General features: G+C 73.0%; 15 protein-coding genes. 3 read left to right on the top strand and 12 right to left on the bottom strand.

Annotated elements, in window-relative coordinates; all coding sequences use genetic code 11:
* Nucleotides 1–32 precede the first annotated feature (32 nt).
* Both ABZ321_RS49310 and ABZ321_RS49315 read right to left on the bottom strand, forming a co-directional pair.
* A complete protein-coding gene (locus ABZ321_RS49310; protein ID WP_354903338.1) occupies nucleotides 33–1,352 on the bottom strand; it encodes a condensation domain-containing protein in 1,320 nt (439 codons plus the stop codon).
* Nucleotides 1,352–1,678 (bottom strand): helix-turn-helix transcriptional regulator, encoded by a 327-nt coding sequence (locus ABZ321_RS49315; RefSeq protein WP_354903339.1) that lies wholly within the window; start codon nucleotides 1,676–1,678, stop codon nucleotides 1,352–1,354. The genes ABZ321_RS49310 and ABZ321_RS49315 overlap by 1 nt, the downstream gene beginning before the upstream one ends.
* A gap of 197 nt (nucleotides 1,679–1,875) precedes the next feature.
* Between ABZ321_RS49315 and ABZ321_RS49320 the strand changes: the two genes are divergently transcribed.
* Together ABZ321_RS49320 and ABZ321_RS49325 are read left to right on the top strand one after the other, a co-directional pair.
* Nucleotides 1,876–4,179, top strand: a complete 2,304-nt coding sequence (locus ABZ321_RS49320) for a cellulose binding domain-containing protein (RefSeq protein WP_354903340.1) — start codon at nucleotides 1,876–1,878, stop codon at nucleotides 4,177–4,179.
* Between the two features lie 183 nt (nucleotides 4,180–4,362).
* Nucleotides 4,363–5,163: a leucine-rich repeat domain-containing protein gene (locus tag ABZ321_RS49325; protein WP_344506945.1), complete on the top strand. Its 801-nt coding sequence runs from the start codon at nucleotides 4,363–4,365 to the stop codon at nucleotides 5,161–5,163.
* Nucleotides 5,164–5,215: 52 nt separating this feature from the next.
* Here the strand turns inward: ABZ321_RS49325 and ABZ321_RS49330 are convergent, their stop codons facing one another.
* The 4 genes from ABZ321_RS49330 to ABZ321_RS49345 all read right to left on the bottom strand — a co-directional run bounded on the left by ABZ321_RS49330 (nucleotide 5,216) and on the right by ABZ321_RS49345 (nucleotide 8,117).
* Entirely contained in the window at nucleotides 5,216–6,196 is a 981-nt protein-coding gene (locus ABZ321_RS49330) for a PH domain-containing protein (protein WP_354903341.1), read from the bottom strand.
* Nucleotides 6,193–6,633: a hypothetical protein gene (locus ABZ321_RS49335; protein ID WP_354903343.1), complete on the bottom strand. Its 441-nt coding sequence runs from the start codon at nucleotides 6,631–6,633 to the stop codon at nucleotides 6,193–6,195. The genes ABZ321_RS49330 and ABZ321_RS49335 overlap by 4 nt, the downstream gene beginning before the upstream one ends.
* Nucleotides 6,634–6,710: 77 nt before the next feature.
* On the bottom strand, nucleotides 6,711–6,878 hold the full coding sequence (locus ABZ321_RS49340; RefSeq protein WP_344506941.1) for a hypothetical protein: 168 nt from the start codon (nucleotides 6,876–6,878) through the stop codon (nucleotides 6,711–6,713).
* 135 nt (nucleotides 6,879–7,013) lie between these two features.
* Nucleotides 7,014–8,117, bottom strand: coding sequence for a hypothetical protein (locus ABZ321_RS49345; protein WP_354903344.1), 1,104 nt, complete (start codon nucleotides 8,115–8,117; stop codon nucleotides 7,014–7,016).
* A 362-nt stretch (nucleotides 8,118–8,479) separates the two neighbouring features.
* On the opposite strand from ABZ321_RS49345, the gene ABZ321_RS49350 reads away from it, so the two are divergent.
* Nucleotides 8,480–9,688 (top strand): pectate lyase, encoded by a 1,209-nt coding sequence (locus ABZ321_RS49350; protein ID WP_354903345.1) that lies wholly within the window; start codon nucleotides 8,480–8,482, stop codon nucleotides 9,686–9,688.
* 61 nt (nucleotides 9,689–9,749) lie between these two features.
* On the opposite strand, the gene ABZ321_RS49355 is transcribed toward ABZ321_RS49350, so the two are convergent.
* From ABZ321_RS49355 to ABZ321_RS49380, 6 genes are all read right to left on the bottom strand, one after another.
* Entirely contained in the window at nucleotides 9,750–10,340 is a 591-nt protein-coding gene (locus ABZ321_RS49355; RefSeq protein ID WP_354903347.1) for a CBM35 domain-containing protein, read from the bottom strand.
* Entirely contained in the window at nucleotides 10,337–10,855 is a 519-nt protein-coding gene (locus ABZ321_RS49360; RefSeq protein WP_354903349.1) for a DUF3592 domain-containing protein, read from the bottom strand. The genes ABZ321_RS49355 and ABZ321_RS49360 overlap by 4 nt, the downstream gene beginning before the upstream one ends.
* Nucleotides 10,856–10,939: 84 nt before the next feature.
* Entirely contained in the window at nucleotides 10,940–13,369 is a 2,430-nt protein-coding gene (locus ABZ321_RS49365) for a tetratricopeptide repeat protein (protein ID WP_344506935.1), read from the bottom strand.
* A gap of 132 nt (nucleotides 13,370–13,501) precedes the next feature.
* Complete coding sequence (locus ABZ321_RS49370; RefSeq protein ID WP_354903350.1) at nucleotides 13,502–16,093, bottom strand: LuxR C-terminal-related transcriptional regulator; 2,592 nt, start codon at nucleotides 16,091–16,093, stop codon at nucleotides 13,502–13,504.
* A 4-nt stretch (nucleotides 16,094–16,097) separates the two neighbouring features.
* Complete coding sequence (locus tag ABZ321_RS49375; protein WP_354903351.1) at nucleotides 16,098–18,218, bottom strand: MMPL family transporter; 2,121 nt, start codon at nucleotides 18,216–18,218, stop codon at nucleotides 16,098–16,100.
* Between the two features lie 60 nt (nucleotides 18,219–18,278).
* Complete coding sequence (locus ABZ321_RS49380) at nucleotides 18,279–18,953, bottom strand: NlpC/P60 family protein (protein WP_354903384.1); 675 nt, start codon at nucleotides 18,951–18,953, stop codon at nucleotides 18,279–18,281.
* Between the last annotated feature and the right edge of the window lie 2 nt (nucleotides 18,954–18,955).

Here is an 18,955-nt window from a genome sequence, read left to right on the forward strand (position 1 = left end):
ACGATCGCGCGCACCAACGATGCCGACGCGAGCTAGACGGCGGCGGCGACGGCGATGGTCTGCATGGCGCGGACCCAGGACTCCGCGAGGGCCGGGGCGAGGTGGTGGGTGTCGAAGACGATCCGCACCAGCAGGGCGTCCACGGTGTCCTCGACGTTCACCATGAGCGGCTCGTGCGGGTCGTCGCGGGCGACCGGCCAGTCGAAGCGGGTCGCGGCCAGCGCGGACGCCATCTGCGGCAGGGTCACCGCGGAGGGCGGTGCGGAGCGGTCGCCGGTGCGGCGGTCGTTGAAGAGCACCGACAGGTCGATGGCGGTGCCGCGCTCCCGCTCCACGCCGGCGACGGTGGCGGCGAGCTGCAGGGGGTCGAAGCTGGCGTACTTGTAGGTCGACAGGACCGCGCCACGGACCCGGTCCAGCAGCGTAGGGAACGCGGCGCCGAGCGCGTCGACGACGAGCAGGCCGGCCTGGTTGACGGGGCACACCACGTCGGCGAGGCCGGGCCAGAAGCGGTTGCCGACGATTGGGCGGATCACGACCGGGTCGACGCCGGTGACGCGGGCGGTCGCCGCCGCGAACACCGCCAGGAGCACGGTCGCCGAGTCCACGCCGTGCCGGTCGGCGAGGGTGCCCAGCGCCAGCCGGAGCGCGGGGGAGTGCAGCAGTCCCTCGCGGTAGCGCGGCTCGCACCTGTCGGCGGACTCCGGCACGGTACGGGCGGGCACGGTCAGCAGGGTCCGCCGCCAGTACCGTAGCGCCGCCTCGTTCTGCCGGCGGCCGGACGGGGAGCGCTGCCGCCGCACCTGCTCGAGGGGCTGCATGCCGGCGACCGGGGCGGGCTCCCGCCGGGTCACCTCGTCCATCATGACGACCCCGCCGAGCGCGTCTGTGACGAGGTGCGTGACGACGGAGACCTGGTAGGTGAGCGTGCCACGGTGCCGCACGACGCCGACCCGCAGCGGCCAGTCCTTGACGTAGTCGTAGTCCCAGGCCCGGAACCAGTCGAAGACGGCGCCGGCGAACTCCAGCGGGTCCGCGTCGTCGGGCGCGTCGAAGACCTCGATCGTGAAGGACCCGGACGCCGACACCTCCTGCCGCACCGCCCCGTCGGGCAGGAAGCGCAGCCGGGTGCGCATCGTCTGGTACCGCCCGATCGTGTACCGCAGGTCGTCCACGATGTCGTCGAGCGTGGTGCCGGGGCGCAGGGTGCTCGGCCCGCCGATCGGGATCCAGCTGCGCTGCCGCTGCATCGCCAGCCAGATCTCCTGCTGCCCCCACGACAGCTCGTCTTCGCCGGCCCCCTCGCCGGCGAAGTCGAACCGGACCAGCTCCGCCGCCACGAGCTCGGTCATCACGCGCTCACCGCCGGGCGGGCCCGCAGCCGGCGGTCGGCCGCGGCGGCGTTGCGGTGCAGGCGGTCGGTCTCGGCGCTCAGCAGGTCGAGACCCGGCGTGGTGAGCCGGTAGTAGCGCCGCAGCCGCGAGGCGACGACCTCCTCGTGATCCACCTCGATGAGCCCGTCGCCGCGGAGCCGGTCGAGGATGCCGTACAGGGTGCCGGGCTGCAGGCGGACCCGGTCCTCGGAGATGCGCCGCACGTCCTCCAGGACGCCGTACCCGTGCTGCGGCTCGCCCGCCAGCGCGGCCAGGATCAGGAACGTCGGTTCACGCAGCGGCATGACCGGCAACACCTTTCAGCGGGAACGGGGGAGCTGCCCGACGCTAACACCGTCGATGCGTGCGCGGCCGATACAAAAACCGATACAGCGCGCGGCCGTATCGCGGCCCGTAGCGCCGGCCGTATCGCCGGTTCACCTCGCGGTACAAACGCCGCCGCTGAACCAATAGATGCACATCCACATACTGGAGGCATCGCATGCACGTGGGAACCGGAAAGCGTCGAGCACTCGTGGCGGTGGCCGGGCTGGTCGCCGCCCTCCTGCCCGCCGCGGCCGCGCACGCCGCACCGTCCACCTTCACCCCCGCCGCCACGTACAACGGCGGCGGCACCCGCTACCTCAGCACCCAGGTCACCACCCCCGAGGGCCAGTACCAGGTGGCGACGAACCTGTGGAACCCGGCCGTCAGCGGCGGGTTCACGATGAACTACGACACCGCCACCACCGGGTTCTCGGTCACCAACTACACCGCCAACTCGTACTTCGGCACCGACCCGAACACCGGTCCGGCCTGCACCAACGGGGCCGACCCGCTCGACCCGAACTGCGACTGGGCCGGCACCGGCGACCCGTGGGTCAACCCCAACTCCGGCGTGCGCGACCAGTACGCCACGACCGGCGGCACCGCGCCGTTCGTGGCGCAGCAGCCGCCGAACGACGGCGTCAACCACACCACCGGCACCGCCAACGAGTTCAGCCACCAGATCCACGCGCCGGCCGCGTACCCGAGCATCATCTCCGGCTGCCACTGGGGCACCTGCTCGCCGTCGGGCACGACCCCGGCCGGTGCGCCGTTCCCGAAGCAGACCGCCGGCGTGGCCCGGATGGACTCGGTCTGGAACATCACCGTCCCGGCGACCCCCGGCGGTAACGAGGCCTGGGACGCGTCCTACGACATCTGGTTCGACTCCAACTGCCGCCCGCAGCCGAGCACCTGCGCGACGCAGGGCAGCACGCTGCCGACGAACCCGCAGCTGCTGAACAACCCGGGCCAGAACGACGGCGCCGAGATCATGATCTGGGTGAACAACCAGGGCTACGTGAACGCCCAGCCCGGCGACGCGCAGAACCCGACGGCGTACGCCGCCCACGCCGGCAAGATCCAGCCGGCCGGCATGCCGCTCCTCGTCGACGTGAAGATCCCCGGCATCCGCACCACGGTGAACGGCGTCGCGACCGACACCACGTTCGACGTGTGGGGCGGCCGCGTCCGCAGCTTCGACAACGGCGTGCGGTGGAACGTCATCTCGTTCGTCGCCCGTACCAAAGGCACCGGACTCGTCGGTGACCCGGCCGTGCCCGGCACCGTCCCGGCCAACGGCGGCTTCGACAGCCACATCTTCACCAAGTACGCCGCGAGCCTCGACGACATGGGCATCTACTGCTCCACCGACCCCGGCTCGCCGATCACCCCCGAGCAGACGATCTGCCTGGAGCCGAAGTGGTGGGTCACCTCGGTGCAGGCCGGCTTCGAGATCTGGAACCTGCCGCAGACCTCGACGCTCGCCACGACCAAGTTCAGCGTGAACCCGGTCGCGGTCAGCGGCGGCATCAACACCGGCGGCCGGGCCACGCCGGACGGCACGCCGCTCGTGCACTGGGACGACGTGTTCACCATCAACGCGACCGGCTGCACCCCGGCCACGAGCGCCACGTGGACGATCGTCGGGCGCAACTACAACACGACGCCGCCGACGGAAGGGTTCCGGCTCAACGGCACCCTCACCCACGTCGGGTCCGGCAACTACACGGCGACCGGCGTCGGCCCGCTGCGCAACCCGGCCGCCGGCTACGTCCTGCACGACGAGGCGCAGGTCATCATCACGATCGTGTGCAACGGCGTCACGTTCACCAGCACCGGCAACCTCTTCATCGACCCGAGCGGGAAGGTGTCCAACACGGCCGGTTCGCCGATCAGCGGGGCGACGGTGACGCTGTACCGCTCGGCGACGCAGACCGGCACGTACACCGCCGTCCCCAACGGCAGCACCACGATCATGTCGCCGCGCAACCGGGCGAACCCGTCGCTCACCAACGGCTACGGCTTCTACCGGTGGGACGTCTCGCCCGGCTGGTACAAGGTGCGGGTGACGAAGGCGGGGTGCACCGCGCCCGGCAGTTCGCAGACGGTCGTGGAGTCGCCCGCCAAGCAGGTGTCGGCGAACCTGCCGCCGGTGACGAACCTGGACCTGACGATGTACTGCGGTGAGCAGTCCACGCTGCCCGCCACCGTCGTCGTCCGTCCGCCCGGCGTCCGCCCGGTCAGCCAGGGCGGCTACTGCGCCGACGTGTACGTCACCAACAACACCGGCGCGGCGAAGGAATGGTTCGCGACCTTCGCGATCCCGGCCGGCCAGCACATCAGCCAGACCTGGAACATGGTCCTGACCCAGCAGGGCGCGACCGCCGTCAACGCCCACGCCGACCCCGCCAACCCCTGGAACAAGATCCTCCAACCCGGCCAGACGACGAACGACGTCGGCTTCTGCACCGGCCCGTAAGGCAAGCGCGGGCCCGTCCCTCACCCCGAGGCGCGGGCCCGCCCCGCCCGCCGCTCGCCAGGATCGCGCTGGTACGACAAGCTCCACGTCCACGTCCCCTCCGACGACCAGCCGCATCCGACGGCCACCTGAACGCGCCCCAGCCGCCGGCCAGGACGCCGGTGCCATCGATATGCTCCCCTGATGGGCGCAGACGAGGTCATGCCGCACGTGTTCCCCAACCGGTTCGCGGACGCGGTCGGACCCGCTGGGGGTGGGCCCGACCGGGACAGGTGCTTGTGCACCGGTTACCCCGACGAGACGCAGCCGGCAACCGTCTCCTTCCACGGGGATCGGCAGGACACCTCGGCGGCCGGCTGGCGGCATCTGTTGGCGCTGATCGATGAGGCGGCGGCGGACGGGCGGACGGTGTTCAAACCGTTCGTGGAGCTGAGCGCTCCCGAGCGGCGGCAGATCGTCACGCTGCCGCCGGCGATCGCGAAGCTGACCGCGGTCAAACATCTGGTGCTGTACGGCACGAACCTGGTGCGCATCCCACCGGAGATCGGGGCCATGACGAGTCTTGAGATGTTCGAGCCCTACACGTCGCACCGATTGCACTGGTACCCGTACGAGCTGACCAGATGCGCGAAGCTTGCCGACAGCACGGTGAGCACGCGGGCCCTGTACGGCAACTTCAAGTACCGGTCGCCGTTTCCGGCGCTGCGGCCGCTGACCGGCGCCGGGGATGTGGACCTCGCAGTGCTCGACCCGGGTGTGTGGGGTGCCGACGCGGTGCGGATCTGCAGCGTCTGCGACGGGCCGGTCGACCGTGAGCTGCGCCAGGTCTGGATCTCTCGCTGGGTCGGCACCGACGTGCTGCCGTTGCTGGTCAATGCCTGCTCTGCGAGGTGTGTGGCGGCGCTGCCGGAGCCGCACAGCGGCTACGTCTCGACCCCGCACACCGGCGGCCCCGACGTCGTGCAGCCCGCCGCCGAGTGGTGAGGTGACGTCCGCGAATCGCTGACCCGGCGAGCTTGGCTGCCGGATGTGTCGTTCAGGGGCGGGTGCGGTCCGGGCGGTGGTCGCGGACGTCGAGCGTGCGCATGTTGGGGCGCCAGCTGTCGCCGCCGAACTGTTCCAGGGCGGCCATCAGGCGGCGGGCGCTCCACACCGACAGGGCGAGGTTGCGGACCACGATGCTGCTGTCTCGGGCCGTCATCAGCCACGGTGAGTGGACCTGGCTGTCGGGCGCCAGCCGGTCGGCGATGTACAGGATCCGCCGGCCCGGCAGCCGGGTGCGCCACGGCAGCACAGCCACGTATCGCATGCCCGCCCACGGGTACTTGGTGGTGCGGAACGGGCCGGCGATCTCGATGCCGTCGGCGCCGACGCCGATGGTGCGCCAGGGCTTCTCGAACACCAGGCGGGCGAACAGCACCGCGACGGCCACGGTCACCAGCACGGCGGTGAACCAGTCGACCGTGGCGGCCAGCAGCGCCCCCACCGCGATCGTGAACAGGCGGCCGCCGAGCCGGTCCACCGGCGCCGGGAACCGCTTGACCCGGTCGTCGATCTCGTCGACGGTCAGCACCTTCCGGCCGGCGGCGGCGCTCAACGCGTGCGCGACCTGCGCGGCCGGGGCGTCCACGTCGTTGAGCGAGCACAACGTGTCCCGCGCCTTGACCGTGGTCGACTTCGACGTCGTCGGCCGGTCGTCCTTGCCCGTGGTGATGGTGCTCGACGTGGTTGTGGTCTCGGTCGTCTCCGTCCGGATCTCCACGTCGTACCGCGGGAACAACAGCAGCGAGCGGGACCTCCGCAGGCGGACGCCGAGGATCTCGTCCCAGCTGTGCTGACGGTCCCAGAGCAGGCTGCGGTGGGCGATGCCGTTCGGCGTGATGCGCAGCTGCGTGGTGATCCAGAACAGTCGGTAGAGCGCGACGAGAACCCCGATCATGGCGATGACCAGCCCGGCGATGCCGGTGTCGCGATCACCTTCGGACAGCGCCACGGCGCACGCGAACGTCAGCGTCACCGTCCAGGCGACTGCCGCATCCGCTCCCGGATCAGCTCGGCCGGCGCCCGGAACGTCGTGCCCCCGCTGGCGAGCTGGTCGGGCTCGACGGTTCCCTCGTAGCGGGCGTTGCGGAACAGTCCGACCCGGTCGATGGCGCCGCTCTGGTTGATCCGCGGCTGTCCGAGCACCGCGCGGAGGTGCTGGAACACGGCGGTGATGGTCAGCGTCGGCTCGCCGTTGTCGAGGCCCTGGCGGACGGCGCGGATCAGCGCCCCGGTGAAGAGCGTGAACCGGCCCTCGACGTCGACCGGGTTGGCGTGGAAGTTGGCGTCGCCGGACGACAGGATGGCCACCCCGTCGGCCTCCTGCAGGTCGGACTCGTTGTCGCCGTCGCCCATCAGCGGCAGCGCCGCGCCGCTGTAGCAGCAGTCCGGCCGAGACGGTTGGCAGGTCACTGATGTCGGGATGCGCGTAATGCGCGTTGCCGACCAGGACCACCCGGCTGTCGTCCGGGCTCGCGAGGCGCGCCATCTCAGCCCGCCGCGCCGGCAGGCCGCTGGTCGTCCGTCCCGTCGCGCCGGTCGAACTCGCGGAGCGCGTCGACGGCACGGTCGATGTCGGCGGGCGTGACACCGGGCCCGCTGATCTTCACCGCGTCGCCGGAGTGGTGGGTCAGCTCCAGCGTGGTGACCTCGCGCACCCGGGACAGGTACAGGCAGAATACGTTCCGCTTGTGCGGGTGGCCCTTGGCGCGAGTGGGAAATAGGCGATTGTGCGTAGTGCGGGAGACGAAGGCGGGGTGCACCGCGCCGCGCGAGCGTGCCGAGGGGCGAGGTTACGCGTGGGGGCTCAGCATGGTGAACAGGACGAGGAACGCCGCTGCTGCCAGGGCGGCGGACAGCAGCAGGAGGAACCAGGCTCGGCTCCGGCGGGCCGGTGCAGCGGGGATCGCACCGGACGTGCCGCCGCCGGCTTCTCGTGCCGGGCGGGACTGCGGCTGCGTGGTTACCGGTGCGGGATCCGCCGCCGGCCCGGGGCCTGCGGTCCGGACAGCGAGGTAGGCCGGCGCGGGCATCGAACTGCCGAAGCGCAGGCGGGCGGTGGCGGCGGCAGCGGCCCACCCGATGGTCGAGGTCACCAGCGGCAGCGCCACAAGGTAGAACACGGCCTGGTTGCCGAGGTCGTCGGCGACGATCTGGGCGGTCGTCCATCCGTCGCTGGGATCGTGCCCGGTGGCGCCGACGACCGCGACCGCGAGGACCCCGTACAGGTAGACGGCCAGGGCGGCGGTGACGGTGGCCAGGCGTGCGGCGCGCCGGCCGACAGCGGCGCCGCCGCCCCACAGCGTGGCGCCCGCGCCGACCAGGACGGGCGTCAGGACGATCAACCACGGGTGGTGCGGGATCGGTTTGAGCCACTCCTCGAACGTGAACCCACCGACCGCCAGCCAGGCCGCGGTGACGAGCAGGGCGCCGACCAGTCCGGGGCCGGCCACACCCGGGCGGCGAAGCAACACGCCCCCGCCGAGGACGTAGCCGACCAGGAGCAGCAGCAGGATCAAGGCCCCGGCCCAGGTCCAGCCGTCGGTGTGCAGCCGGTAGTGCACGTGTGTGGCGACGTACAGCCCGCCGGCGCCGGCCGCGGCGGCCGTCATGGCCGCGAGGGCCGCGGCCGCGGGCCCCCAGGGCGGCACGACCACCGCGGCGGCGACGCAGCCGAGGGCGAAGCGCCAGCGCCGGGCCCGCCCGTCGAGGCGGTCCAGTTCGCCGATCATCGCCTGCCCCCACTCCTGCCGCTGCTCGGCCAGCAGGCCGACCGCCCAGCCCAGCAGCCGGGCCGGCGGGTCCCCGCCCGTCCGGCCGTCCGGAGTGACCAGGAAGCGGCGCCGGACCAGGGCCACGGCGACACCCACCACGAAGACGAACAGGATCGGACTCATGACGCCCCGCTCTGACGCAGGCCGGGACGCGGCGCGCCCCGGACGGCCCCGGCGACCGTGCGGCCGCCGGCGCGCGGGACGCTGACCGCATGCGCGGACAGGGCTCGCACGGCCACGAACTCTACTCAGGCAGCGGTGAGCTGCAAGACTGCTAGGGATGATCGCCGGCGAAGGTACGGACCCGCTTGTCGGTGTGCCAGTCGGTCGGGGTCGGGACCCTGGAATTTTCACGGTTGGTCACACCGACAAACGGGTGAAACCGGACATCCGATTGCCTCGACATCGACTCGTCTCTACGTTCCCAGGAAAGCGCTTTCCCGACCTGATCGGGGAGCGGTCCACTCTCGGAAGGTGAGACACGGATGAGACGACCAGTCGCCGTACGGTGGCTAGCTGCGGGAGCCGCCGCGGTCGCAGCCGCCGGTGTCACGCTGACGCTGCAGATGCCCCAAGCCGCGGCAGCCGACAACCTGAGCCTCAGCGCCGGCGCCGACGGCTCCAGTAAGGCCAGCGGCACCAGCTACGGCAACGTCAAAGACGGCAACACCAGCACCTACTGGTCGCCGGACGGCTCGACCGGCTCGATCTCGATCAAGTGGGGCAGCGCGACAACGGTGGCCTCGGCGGTCATCCGGCAGGCCTCGGGCGGTGGGTCCATCGGCGCCTGGCGGGTCCTCAACCACGACACGAGTGCCGTCCTGGCCAGCGGCAGCGGCAGCCCGAGCACGATCAACTTCTCCTCGGTCTCGCTGAAGAAGATCACCTTCGAGATCACGAGCGCGTCCGGCGCGCCGCGGATCGCCGAGTTCGAGACGTACGCCGGCGGCGGCTCGAACCCGACGTCGAACCCCACCGGCAACCCGACGCCCACCTCGACCGGTGGCGGTGGCGGCAACCCGACCACGTCGTGGCCGGCGTCGCAGGGCAACGTGAAGATCTCCGGCACGGTCAATGTCTCCGGCACGTTCGACGGCGGCATGAAGACCTACTGCTGCATCGGTGACGGTGGCCAGTCGGAGAGCCAGGACCCGATGTTCAAGATCGCCAACGGTGGCACCCTGCAGAACGTGATCCTGGGTTCGCCCGCCGGTGACGGTGTGCACTGCGAAGGCACCTGCACGCTCAGGAACGTGTGGTGGAACGACATCGGTGAGGACGCCGCCACGTTCAAGGGCACCGGCGGCGGCACCTCGTACGTGATCGGCGGCGGCGCCCGGTCGGGCTCCGACAAGACGTTCCAGCACAACGGCAACGGCACCGTGAGCATCAGTGGCTTCTACCTCAAGGGCACCGGCAAGCTGTACCGGGCGTGCGGGAACTGCTCCAGCTCGTACCAGCGGCACGTGCGGATCGACAACGTGATCGTCGACGACGTGGACATGGTCGCCGGCATCAACTCCAACTGGGGCGACACCGCGACGATCACGCGGGTCACGGTCTACAACGGCTCCAGCACCACGGTGTGCGGCAAGTACAAGGGCGTCAGCAAGGGCTCCGAGCCGACCTACCTCGGCGAGGGCTGGAACGACGCCAACTGCAAGGTGAACAAGAGCGACATCACCTACAAGTGACCTGACCGGCCCAGGGGCGCCCACCGGACCCAGGGGGCGCCCCTTCGCCATCGACGGCCGGTCAGGCGTCGGTCTTCTTGAGCTCGACGTAGTCGAGCTCGGCGTAGCCGACGCCCTTCTGCAAACGGATCCGGTTGGTGCCGGCGTTGAGCTGGACCGTCACCGGGGCGACGCGACCGGCACGGTCCTGGGTCGGGCCGTCGAACCACGCGCCGGTGCTCGGGTAGGAGACGGTGCCCGCGGCGGCGCCGTTGACGTACACCTGATGCGTGGACGTCGTGGTGGTGCCGTTGGCGTAGCCGACCTCGAGGCGGTAGGTGCCCGTCATCGGCGCCTCGACCGCGAACTCGACGGCGCTGTCCGGGAGGTCGATGCCGCCGACCTTGTCGGGGAACTCGTTCCAGCGGAAGCCGCCGATGCGGGCGTTGGTCACGGCGGCCAGCTCGGCCTCGTAGCGGTGGGTGTCGGGGCGTACGTCGATGAAGTCGATCTCCGCGTAGCCGTTGCCCTTGCCGAGGGTGATGGTGTTGGCGCCGGCCCGCAGTGCCACCCGTTTCGTGGTGGTGCGCAGCTCCGAGTTCGCCCAGCCGCTCGTGAGCACGAACGTCCCGGGCAGCGCCGAACTTGCACCTGCCGGTCGATCGGGTCTCACGCCCGTCGGCGCCCACGAAACAGGGTTGAGGGAAGCGCCGTGGCGACCCAGATGCCGAGGCCGCCGACCAGTGTCATGAAGCCGGCCGGTAGCAGAAGGTAGCGGGTGGCGAGGTTCGAGTCGTCGGTGTTGCCGTCGCTGGTCACGAACTCGTCGGGATGCTGCGGGTCGACCCAGATCCGCAGCATCGGACCAGGCGGTTCGGCGCACCCGCCGCTGCCGCCGCATCGCGTCTGGGCCGAATACCGCACGCCGTTGTAGGTGTACGCCAGCCTTATGTAGTCAGCGGCCGCCGTGCTGCGCTGCTGTGTGGACCAGCCGGTGACCGAGGCGTCGACTGGCACTCCGGTGGCGCGTAGCCGTTCGGCCTTGTCGTGGTTCCACGACAAGAGGACCGGCGTCCCGGCAGCGAGCGCCAATCCCGCAATGAGCAACACGACAGCGAGCGCCAGCAGTCCCCGGTCCGGCCGTCTCCGTTGATCGCCTCGGCCGTTCACCACGGGACAGACTGCCACAGCACAGGGCCGCGAACAACGCCATGATCGACCTCCTGCCGAAGGGCGGTCGCCGCCGGGGTGGAGGTGGTGGGCACCGGCGGGTCAGCCGGTGCCCACCGGTTCGTGCTGGGCGTCCAGTCCGCCCGCCGCGCCCCGGGCCCACGCCCGGGCGACGCGCTCGTCGCCCAGGTGCCGCCGGACCACGGCGAGGTCACGCGCCTGGCAGGCCCGCTCCACCGGGTCCATGAGCACGCGTGACACCGCGGAGATCGCGCCGAAGAGGCCGGCCGCGCGTTCCAGGTCGTGTTCCACGATCGCCACGCCCGCCAGGCCGGCGAGCGAGCGCACGACCCCGTCACGGTCGGCCTCCGCACGGTTGAGGGCCAGGCAGCGCCCGAAGCACTCCCTGGCGCGTTGCAGGTCGCCGGCGGCGAGCGCGGCCCGGCCGAGGTGGGCGACCGCGGTCGACACGCCCCACGTGCTGCCGAGCTCGCCGAAGAGCTCCAGCGCCCGCGCGAAGCGCTCCTCGGCCGCCGCGTGGTCGCCCTGGACCAGGCCGGCGAGGCCGAGGTGGTCGAGGGTGATGACGGCGCCCCACGCGTGGCCGAGACGGCCGAAGATGGTGTGCGCCGCCTCGAACAGCGCCTCCGCGCCGGCCGGGTCGTCGAGCGCGAGCCGGCCCTCGCCCAGATGGTCCAGCGACCAGGCGATGCCCTCGTCGTCGCCGAGCCCGCGGTACAGCTCCAGGCTCTCCTCGAACAGGGTGAGCGCCTGCCGGCCGGAGCCGGACGCCTGCAGCATCACGCCGACGCCGTGCAGCGCCTCCGCGATCCCACGCGGGTCGCCGAGCCGCCGGCACAGGTTGAGGCTCTCGCCGAAGCAGGCGCGGGCCAGGAGGTGGTCGCCGCGGTCGACGGCGATCCAGCCGGCGCCGTAGAGCACGCGCGCGCGGACCGCCGGGTCGTGCTCGCCGGTCAGGTGCAGCGCCAGGGTCGTCCACCGGCCCGCCTCGGTGTGGTGCGAGCGGATGTGCCAGAACTTCCACAGCGCCGCCACGAGCCGCAGCCCGCCCTCGGCGTCGTCGCTCTGCACGTGCCACTCCAGGGCGGCGCGCAGGTTGTTGTGCTCGGCGTCCAGGCGGCTCAGCCACTGTTCCTGCGCGGCGCCGCCGAGCTGCCCGTACGCGATCTCGGCCAGGTCGAGGAAGTAACGGGCGTGCGCGGCGCGGATTCGGTCCTCCTCGCCGGACGCGGCGAGCCGCTCCAGGGCGTACTCGCGGATCATGTCGAAGAAGACGGCGTAGCGCTCGCCGTCGCCGCGGACCTCCTGCCGGACGAGGTTCTTGTCGGCGAGGCCGGTCAGCCCGTGCAGGATCGCCCCGGGCCGCTCGCCGTCGAGGCCGGCGACCTGTTCGGCGCTGGCGACGGTGCAGCCGCCGGTGAAGACCGCCAGCCGCGCGAAGAGCCGCTGCTCTGCCGGGTCGAGCAGGTCGTAGCTCCAGTCGATGGTCCGCCGCAGCGTCTGCTGCCGCTCCGGCAGGTCCCGCGGCCCGTCGGTGAGCAGTGCGAGGCGGTCGGAGAGGCGGGACAGGATCGCCGGCGGGCTCAGCAGCGTGATCCGCGCCGCGACCAGCTCGATCGCCAGGGGCAGCCCGTCGACGCCGGCGCAGATCGCGGCGACGTCGGCGGCGTTGGCGTCGGTGAGGGCGAAGTGCGGGTCGACGGCGTGGGCGCGTTCGACGAACAGCTCGACGGCGGCGGCGCGGGCGGCCGTCTCCGCGGTCAGCGCCGGCCCGTCGTCCGCCAGCCGCAGCGGCGGCACGGGAAACAGCCGCTCGCCCCGCAGGTGCAGCGGCGCCCGGCTGGTGGCGAGGACCCGCAGCTGCGGGCCGGCCGACAGCATCTCCGCGACCAGCCGCGCCGCGCCCGGCAGGTGCTCGCAGTCGTCGAGCAGGAGCAGCAGCCGCCGGGTCCGCAGGTGGTCCAGCAGCGCCATGCCCAGCGGCGTGCCGGGCACCTCACGGACGCCGAGGGCGGTGGCGATGCTCGGCACCAGCAGCGCCTCGTCGCCGAGCGGGGCGAGCGCCACGAAGTGCACGCCGTCGGGGAACAGCGGGCGGACCTCCGCCGCGACCTCGACGCTGAGCCGGCTCTTGCCGATCCCGGGCGGGCCGACGAGCGTCAGCATCCGGCTGTCCTGCCGCAGCAGCTCGGTGCGCACCGCGGCCTGCTCGTGGCCGCGGCCGATGAGGCGGGTCGGCGGCGTCGGCAGGTTGGTGGGGGAGTCGCGGTCGTCGACCCAGTCGGCCTGGCGGCGGGCCAGCCCGATGAACGCGCCCTGCCGCTCGGGCGCGATGTGCAGGCACTTCGCGAGCCGCTCGGCCAGCTCGCGCGACGGCCGGCGCTCGTCGGTCTCCACCTTGCGGATGGTGATGACCGAGTAGCCGACCTGGCTGGCGAGGTCCTGCTGGGTCAGGTCGAGCGCGCGCCGCCGGGTCTTCACGAGCTGCCCGAACGTCGCGTCGACGGTCACCGTCCGCCCCCAGATGTCATCGTTTCGTCGCCGCGCGGCCGGCCCGCACGATGGCGCGGTCAGGCAGCACGACGAAACATGCTCGGCACACAGTGGCTGGGCGGTATGCGCAGCGTCATGAGTGGCGGCCACTCAGATTCGTGGCGGCGCACCACTCAGTTCGTTGCGGCCGTGCAGGCCGAGCTTGAGATAGACGCGGGCCAGGTGGTTCTCGACCGTGCGGAACGACAGCGTCAGCCGCTCCGCGATGTCCCGGTTGCTGAACCCGGCGGCGGCCAGGGAGGCGATCTCCCGCTCCCGCGGGGTGAGCCGGTGCTCGGCGTCGACCGCGGCCAGCAGCGGGGTGCGCAGCCCCGGGCAGCGTGCCGTGCAGGCGGCGACGGCGGCGGCGAGCCGGTTGACGTCCCGGACGGAGCCCTTCACCGCCCACGCGGCCGCCGCCGCGTCCGCCGCATACACGGTGAACCCGAGCTCGTCGAAGCGCCGGGCCGCCGCCTCCAGCCCGGGGCCGTCGCCGCCGGCCATCGCCCGCACGAACGCCGCGACGGCCTCGCCGAGCGGCCACCCGGGTGGGACGTCGCCGAGGATCGCCGCGGCCTGCCGGGCGCCGCCGAGCCTGGCCAGGTCGTTGCACAGCACGACGCCGGGCAGCAGTGCGCCCCGGTCCCACCAGTGCCTGGCCCGCGCCGCGAGCCGGTGCCGGGCCCGTTCCGGGTCGCCGGCCAGCGTCTCGTGCCAGGCGAGCGCCCGGTCGATCTCGTAGTGGTACAGCTGCACCTGCCGCTGCTCGGGCCGGGTCGCGGCCAGCTCCGCCGCGATCGTCGCCGCCCGGGCCGGGTCGCCCTCGTGGACGGCGACGAGCAGCCCGATGGCGAGCACCCAGCCGAGCCCGATCGGCGAGCTGACCTGCCGGAAGTAGGCGGCGGCCTCGATCGCGTGGCCGCGGGCGGCCTCGAGGTCACCGGCCGGCAGCTCCAGGCTCGCCAGGCCAGCCGTGATCCAGGCGAGGCCGTGCGCGTCGCCCTTGCCCGCGGCGGTCCGCAGGACCGTCTCGCCGAAGCGCCGGGCGTCGGCGACGTGGCCGGCGTCGGTCGTCACCCGTACGCACAGCCCGGCGAGACCGGGCAGGACGCCGATGTCCTGGTGCGCGCGCTCGGCACTGGTCGCGAGCCGGTGCGCTCGGCGGGCCAGGCGGATCGCCTCCGGGAACCGGCCGGCCAGCATGTACGCCAGACCCCCGGCCGCCGACGCCTGCAGGGTGAGGGCACCGTCAGCGCCGAGGACCGGCTCCAGCAGGGCAAGTGCGTCGTCCGGGGCGCCCGACGCGGCGAGCAGCATGCTGCGCTGCGTGGTGAGCGCCGCCCGCCACTGCGGGTCGGTGACCACCGTCCCGGCCCGCTCCAGGGTGGCGAGGGCCTCGTCGAGCCGGCCGGCGCCCCACCCGAGGTAGAACGCCCGGGCGAGCGCGGCGCCGGCCCGGTCCTCGTCGGTGTCGGCGGTCGCGGCGATCCGGTCGAGGACCGCGTAGCCGTCGCCGGACCGCCCCGCGTCGAACTGCGCCGCCGCCAGCAGCAGCCCGGCCTCCGCCGCGCCGGTCGCCCGCCACGCGTGCCTGGCCAGGCGTTCCCGGACGGCGACCCGGGCCCGCAGCAGGGTGGCGAGGCGGGCCGCCTCGGTCATCCACGCCGCGTTGACCGGCCCGCCGCCGGTGAGCCGCCACACCGCCCAGCGCAGCAGGTCCTCGCGGCGCCGCGCGCCGGTGCGCTCCCACAGGTCGGCGAGGGTGCGGCTGTGCCGCAGACGGACCGACACCGGCAGGGTCGTGCGCAGGATCTCCCCGTACAGCGGGTGCGCGAGCGCGGCGTGCGTGCGCCGGCCGTCCTGCCGGACGGTGATCAGCCCGCGCCGTTCGAGCCCTTCGACGGCGTCGTGGTCGCTCAGCCCGTACACCTGCGAAAGACCGAGCTGTCCGGCGATCGCCAGCAGCTCCAGGGCCAGCCGCTCCTGCCGGCTCGTGCTGCGCAGCCGGGCGTTGAGCAGGTCCGTCAGCCGCGGCGACGCGGCCGGCAGCTGCCGCAGGTGCCACAGGCCGTCGACGACGGCGAGCGCGCCCGACTCCACCGCGTCGGTCAGCAGCTCGTGCACGTACAGCGGGTTGCCCGCCGACAGCCGCTGCACGTGCGCGACGGTGATGCTGGAGACCGGCCCGTCGAGGACGGCGGCGACCAGCTCGGCGACGCCCGCCGCGGTCAGCGGGCCGAGGTCGACGCGCTCCAGCCGCCCGGTGCGCATGAGCGCGGTGACGAACGCGGGCAGCTCGACGCCGGCGCGGACGGTGGCGACGACGTCCAGGAGACCGTTGGCGACGATCTGGTGCACCGCGGCCGCCGACATCGGGTCGAGCAGGTCGACGTCGTCGACGAACAGCAGCCCCCGCCCGTGCCCGGGGACCAGCGCCCGCAGCACGGCCGCGACGTCCTTCGGCGGCTGCGCCGGCAGCAGCGGGCCGAGCGCGCCGAGCGGCAGCTCCCGCGCCGCCTCCGACGCGTGCACCCGCATGGCGTGGTGCCCCTGCCGGCCGGCGGCGGTGACGACCTCGTCGGCGAGCCGGCTCTTGCCGATGCCCGCCGGGCCGATGAGCAGCGCCCCGCCGGGCTCCACGCCGGTGATCGTGCGTTCGACGACGGCCCGCTCCGGGTCGCGGGCCACGAACGGCCGGCGCATCGTCCTACCTCCCGCTTGTCACGTCCCTGTGAGGCAAGCTCCCCCGTGAGCGAAGTGTGCCACCCGGCTTCAAGCCCGGCCGCCACCAGTTCGCGGTGCCGAGCAGCGACATGGTGGCGGGCAGCAGCAGCCCGCGGACCACGGTGACGTCCAGCAGCACGGCGACGGTCATGCCGACGCCGATCTCCTTCACCGCGATCAGGTCGCCGAGCGCGAAGCCGAGGAAGACGATGCCGATCGCCAGGGCGGCCGTGGTGACGACGGGACCGGTCGCGGTGATCCCGGCGAGCACCGCCCGGTCGTTCGCGGCCCGGTCGTCGCCAGTGCGGGCGTCCCACTCCTCCTTGATGCGGGCGAGGAGGAACACCTCGTAGTCCATCGACAGGCCGAAGATGAACACGAACAGCAGCAGCGGCGTGGTGATGTCCAGCGCGCCCCACGGCTCGAACCCGAGCAGCGCCGACCCCCAGCCCCACTGGAAGACGGCGACGAGCACGCCGAGGGTGGCGACGAGCGTGAGGACGTTCATGCACAGCGCCTTCACCGGCACCACGACCGAGCGGGTGAGCGCGAAGAGCAGGATCGCGGTGGCGACGACGATGACCGCGATCGCGATCGGCAGCCTGGACCGGGTCGACTCGCGCGCGTCGATGAGCTCGGCGGCGGGGCCGGCCACGAGCACCGGCACCTGCGCGTCGATGGCGCGCACCTGGCCGACGAGGCGCTCGCCGGACCCGGCCGGGTGCAGGTCGACCACGGTGACGCCGGCGGGCAGGCCGGTGCGCAGGTCGAGCTCGGCCTGGCCGGTCAGGGCGCGGATCCGCTCCAGCACCGGCACCACCGGCGCGTCGCCGGCGCCGCCCTCGATGAGGACGGTGACCGGCTGGGTCGTCCACTTGGCGAAGTCGCGCTCGACCGCCTCGTACGCGAGCCGCTCCTCGCTCTTCGTGGGCAGCGACCGGGCGTCGGAGTTGGCGAGGGTGAGGTGCAGCAGGGGCAGGCTCAGCAGGACCAGCCCGGCGGTCACGCCGAGCGCCACGGCCGCGGGGCGTCGCTGCGCGGATGCGGCGAGCCGCGCCAGGACTCCGGGTCGCTGTTTCCGCGTCGGTACCGCCAATGCCGGGATCCTCCGGTGCGCGACCGCGATCAGGGCCGGGACCAGCGTGAGGCCGGCGGCGGTGGCGAGACAGACGACGAGCGCGCCGCCGAGCGCCATCGCGGCGAGCAGCGGCTCCGCGAACGCGAACAGCCCGGCGAGCGCGGCGCCCACGGCGAGCCCGGAGACGAGCACGGCCCGCCCGGCGGTCGCGACGGTCGTGGCGAGAAGGTCCGGCAGCGCCGCCTTGCGGTTCGCGGCGCGCTCCTCCCGGAACCTGGTGAGGACCAGCAGGCTGTAGTCGACGGCGAGGCCGAGCCCGAGGAGGGTGACGACGTTGACCGCGTACTCGCTGACCGGCACCGCGCCGGCGAGCCCGGCCAGCGCGAGCAGCGTCGCGGCGACCGTGCCGAGCGCGGCGACCAGCGGCAGGCTGCCCGCCACGATCCCGCGGAGGACGACGGCGAGGACCCCGCACAGCACGACGAGCGCGACCCCTTCGCCGATCGCGGCGTCCTTGACGGCCTGCTCGCCGAATGTCCGCTCGGCGAGCAGCTCCCCGCCGACGAGCACCCGCGGCGCGTCGATGCGGCGCAGCGCGGCCTTGACCTTGTCCGCGACGGCGAGTGCCTCGGCGTCGGTGAGGTCCGGTTTGAGCTCGACGGTGACGAGCGAGCTGCGGTTGTCGCTGGAGACCTGGCCGGACCCGGCGGTGTAGGCGTCGGTGACCTTCGCGACCCCGGGGATGGCCCGGATGTCGAACATGACCCGGCTGGCGTTGTCGACGAGCGCGGTCGCGTTGAAGTCGCGCCCCGAGATGACCGCGACGACCCGCTCACCCTCCGGCGCGAGCCGGTCGATGCGCTCCCGCGCGACCGACGACTCGACGTCGGGGCGCAGCCCGTCCACCGACTGGGTCCGGTCGTAGACCGTGCCCCCGAACACCGCACCGGCCAGGGCGATCACGGCCCAGACGGCGAGGACGAGCATCCGGTGGTCGGCGGTCCACCGGCCGAGCAGTGCGAGCACCGCAGCCTCCTTGCGCTGCCGACATCCAACATCGACATCGACCGAACCGCAATAGGCGGATCACACGCGGTGCGCGCCGGCCAGGGTCTCGGCCCGCTCCGGTGGCATCGGCTCCTCGACGACGGCGTGCCGTCCCTGCGACGCGTGGATCAGGTGACCGGGCGTCACCACGATGCCGACATGGTGGGCGGAGCGGCCGGGGCGGGCGAAGAAGTACAGGTCGCCGGGGCGCTCCTCGCCGGCCGGCACCGCGACCGTGGCGGCCTGCTGCTGGTGGGCGTCGCGGGGGAGGCTGACGCCGAGGCGCCGCCAGGCTAGGTGGACGAGGCCGGAGCAGTCGATGCCGTGCGTCGACAGGCCGCCCCACACGTAGGTGACGCCGATCAGTCGCCGGGCCTCGGTCAGGACCTCCTCGCCGGTCGGGGGCTTCGCCGCCGGTGCGGGGGCCTGGTCGTCCGGGGCGGGTGCGGTGGTCAGGTGGGCGGTGCGGATCCAGCCGGGGTAGTCGTGCTGGCCGGGGAGCGTCACCCTGGACCAGCCGTCGGGGCGGCTCTCCTCGACGACGACCCGGTCGCCGAGGAGGGCCTGGGTCACGACGTCGCTGCTGGTCTGCTCGTCGGGGGTCATCGCCGCGACCCAGCCGGCGAGGTCGGGCTCGTCGCGCAGGGCAGGTGCGTCGCAGGGGCGGGTCTTCGATGGCTCGGCCCACAGGGTGGCGACCGGCACGCGTACCACGT

Source organism: Dactylosporangium sp. NPDC006015 (genome assembly GCF_040614215.1).
Lineage (GTDB): Bacteria > Actinomycetota > Actinomycetes > Mycobacteriales > Micromonosporaceae > Dactylosporangium > Dactylosporangium maewongense.

Coding starts and splice junctions, on each gene's coding strand:
- ABZ321_RS49370 (WP_354903350.1), bottom strand. CDS start 16,093: ATGCGCCGGCCGTTCGTGGCCCGCGACCCGGAGCGGGCCGTCGTCGAA.
- ABZ321_RS49325 (WP_344506945.1), top strand. CDS start 4,363: ATGGGCGCAGACGAGGTCATGCCGCACGTGTTCCCCAACCGGTTCGCG.
- ABZ321_RS49320 (WP_354903340.1), top strand. CDS start 1,876: ATGCACGTGGGAACCGGAAAGCGTCGAGCACTCGTGGCGGTGGCCGGG.
- ABZ321_RS49345 (WP_354903344.1), bottom strand. CDS start 8,117: ATGAGTCCGATCCTGTTCGTCTTCGTGGTGGGTGTCGCCGTGGCCCTG.
- ABZ321_RS49315 (WP_354903339.1), bottom strand. CDS start 1,678: ATGCCGCTGCGTGAACCGACGTTCCTGATCCTGGCCGCGCTGGCGGGC.
- ABZ321_RS49350 (WP_354903345.1), top strand. CDS start 8,480: ATGAGACGACCAGTCGCCGTACGGTGGCTAGCTGCGGGAGCCGCCGCG.
- ABZ321_RS49310 (WP_354903338.1), bottom strand. CDS start 1,352: ATGACCGAGCTCGTGGCGGCGGAGCTGGTCCGGTTCGACTTCGCCGGC.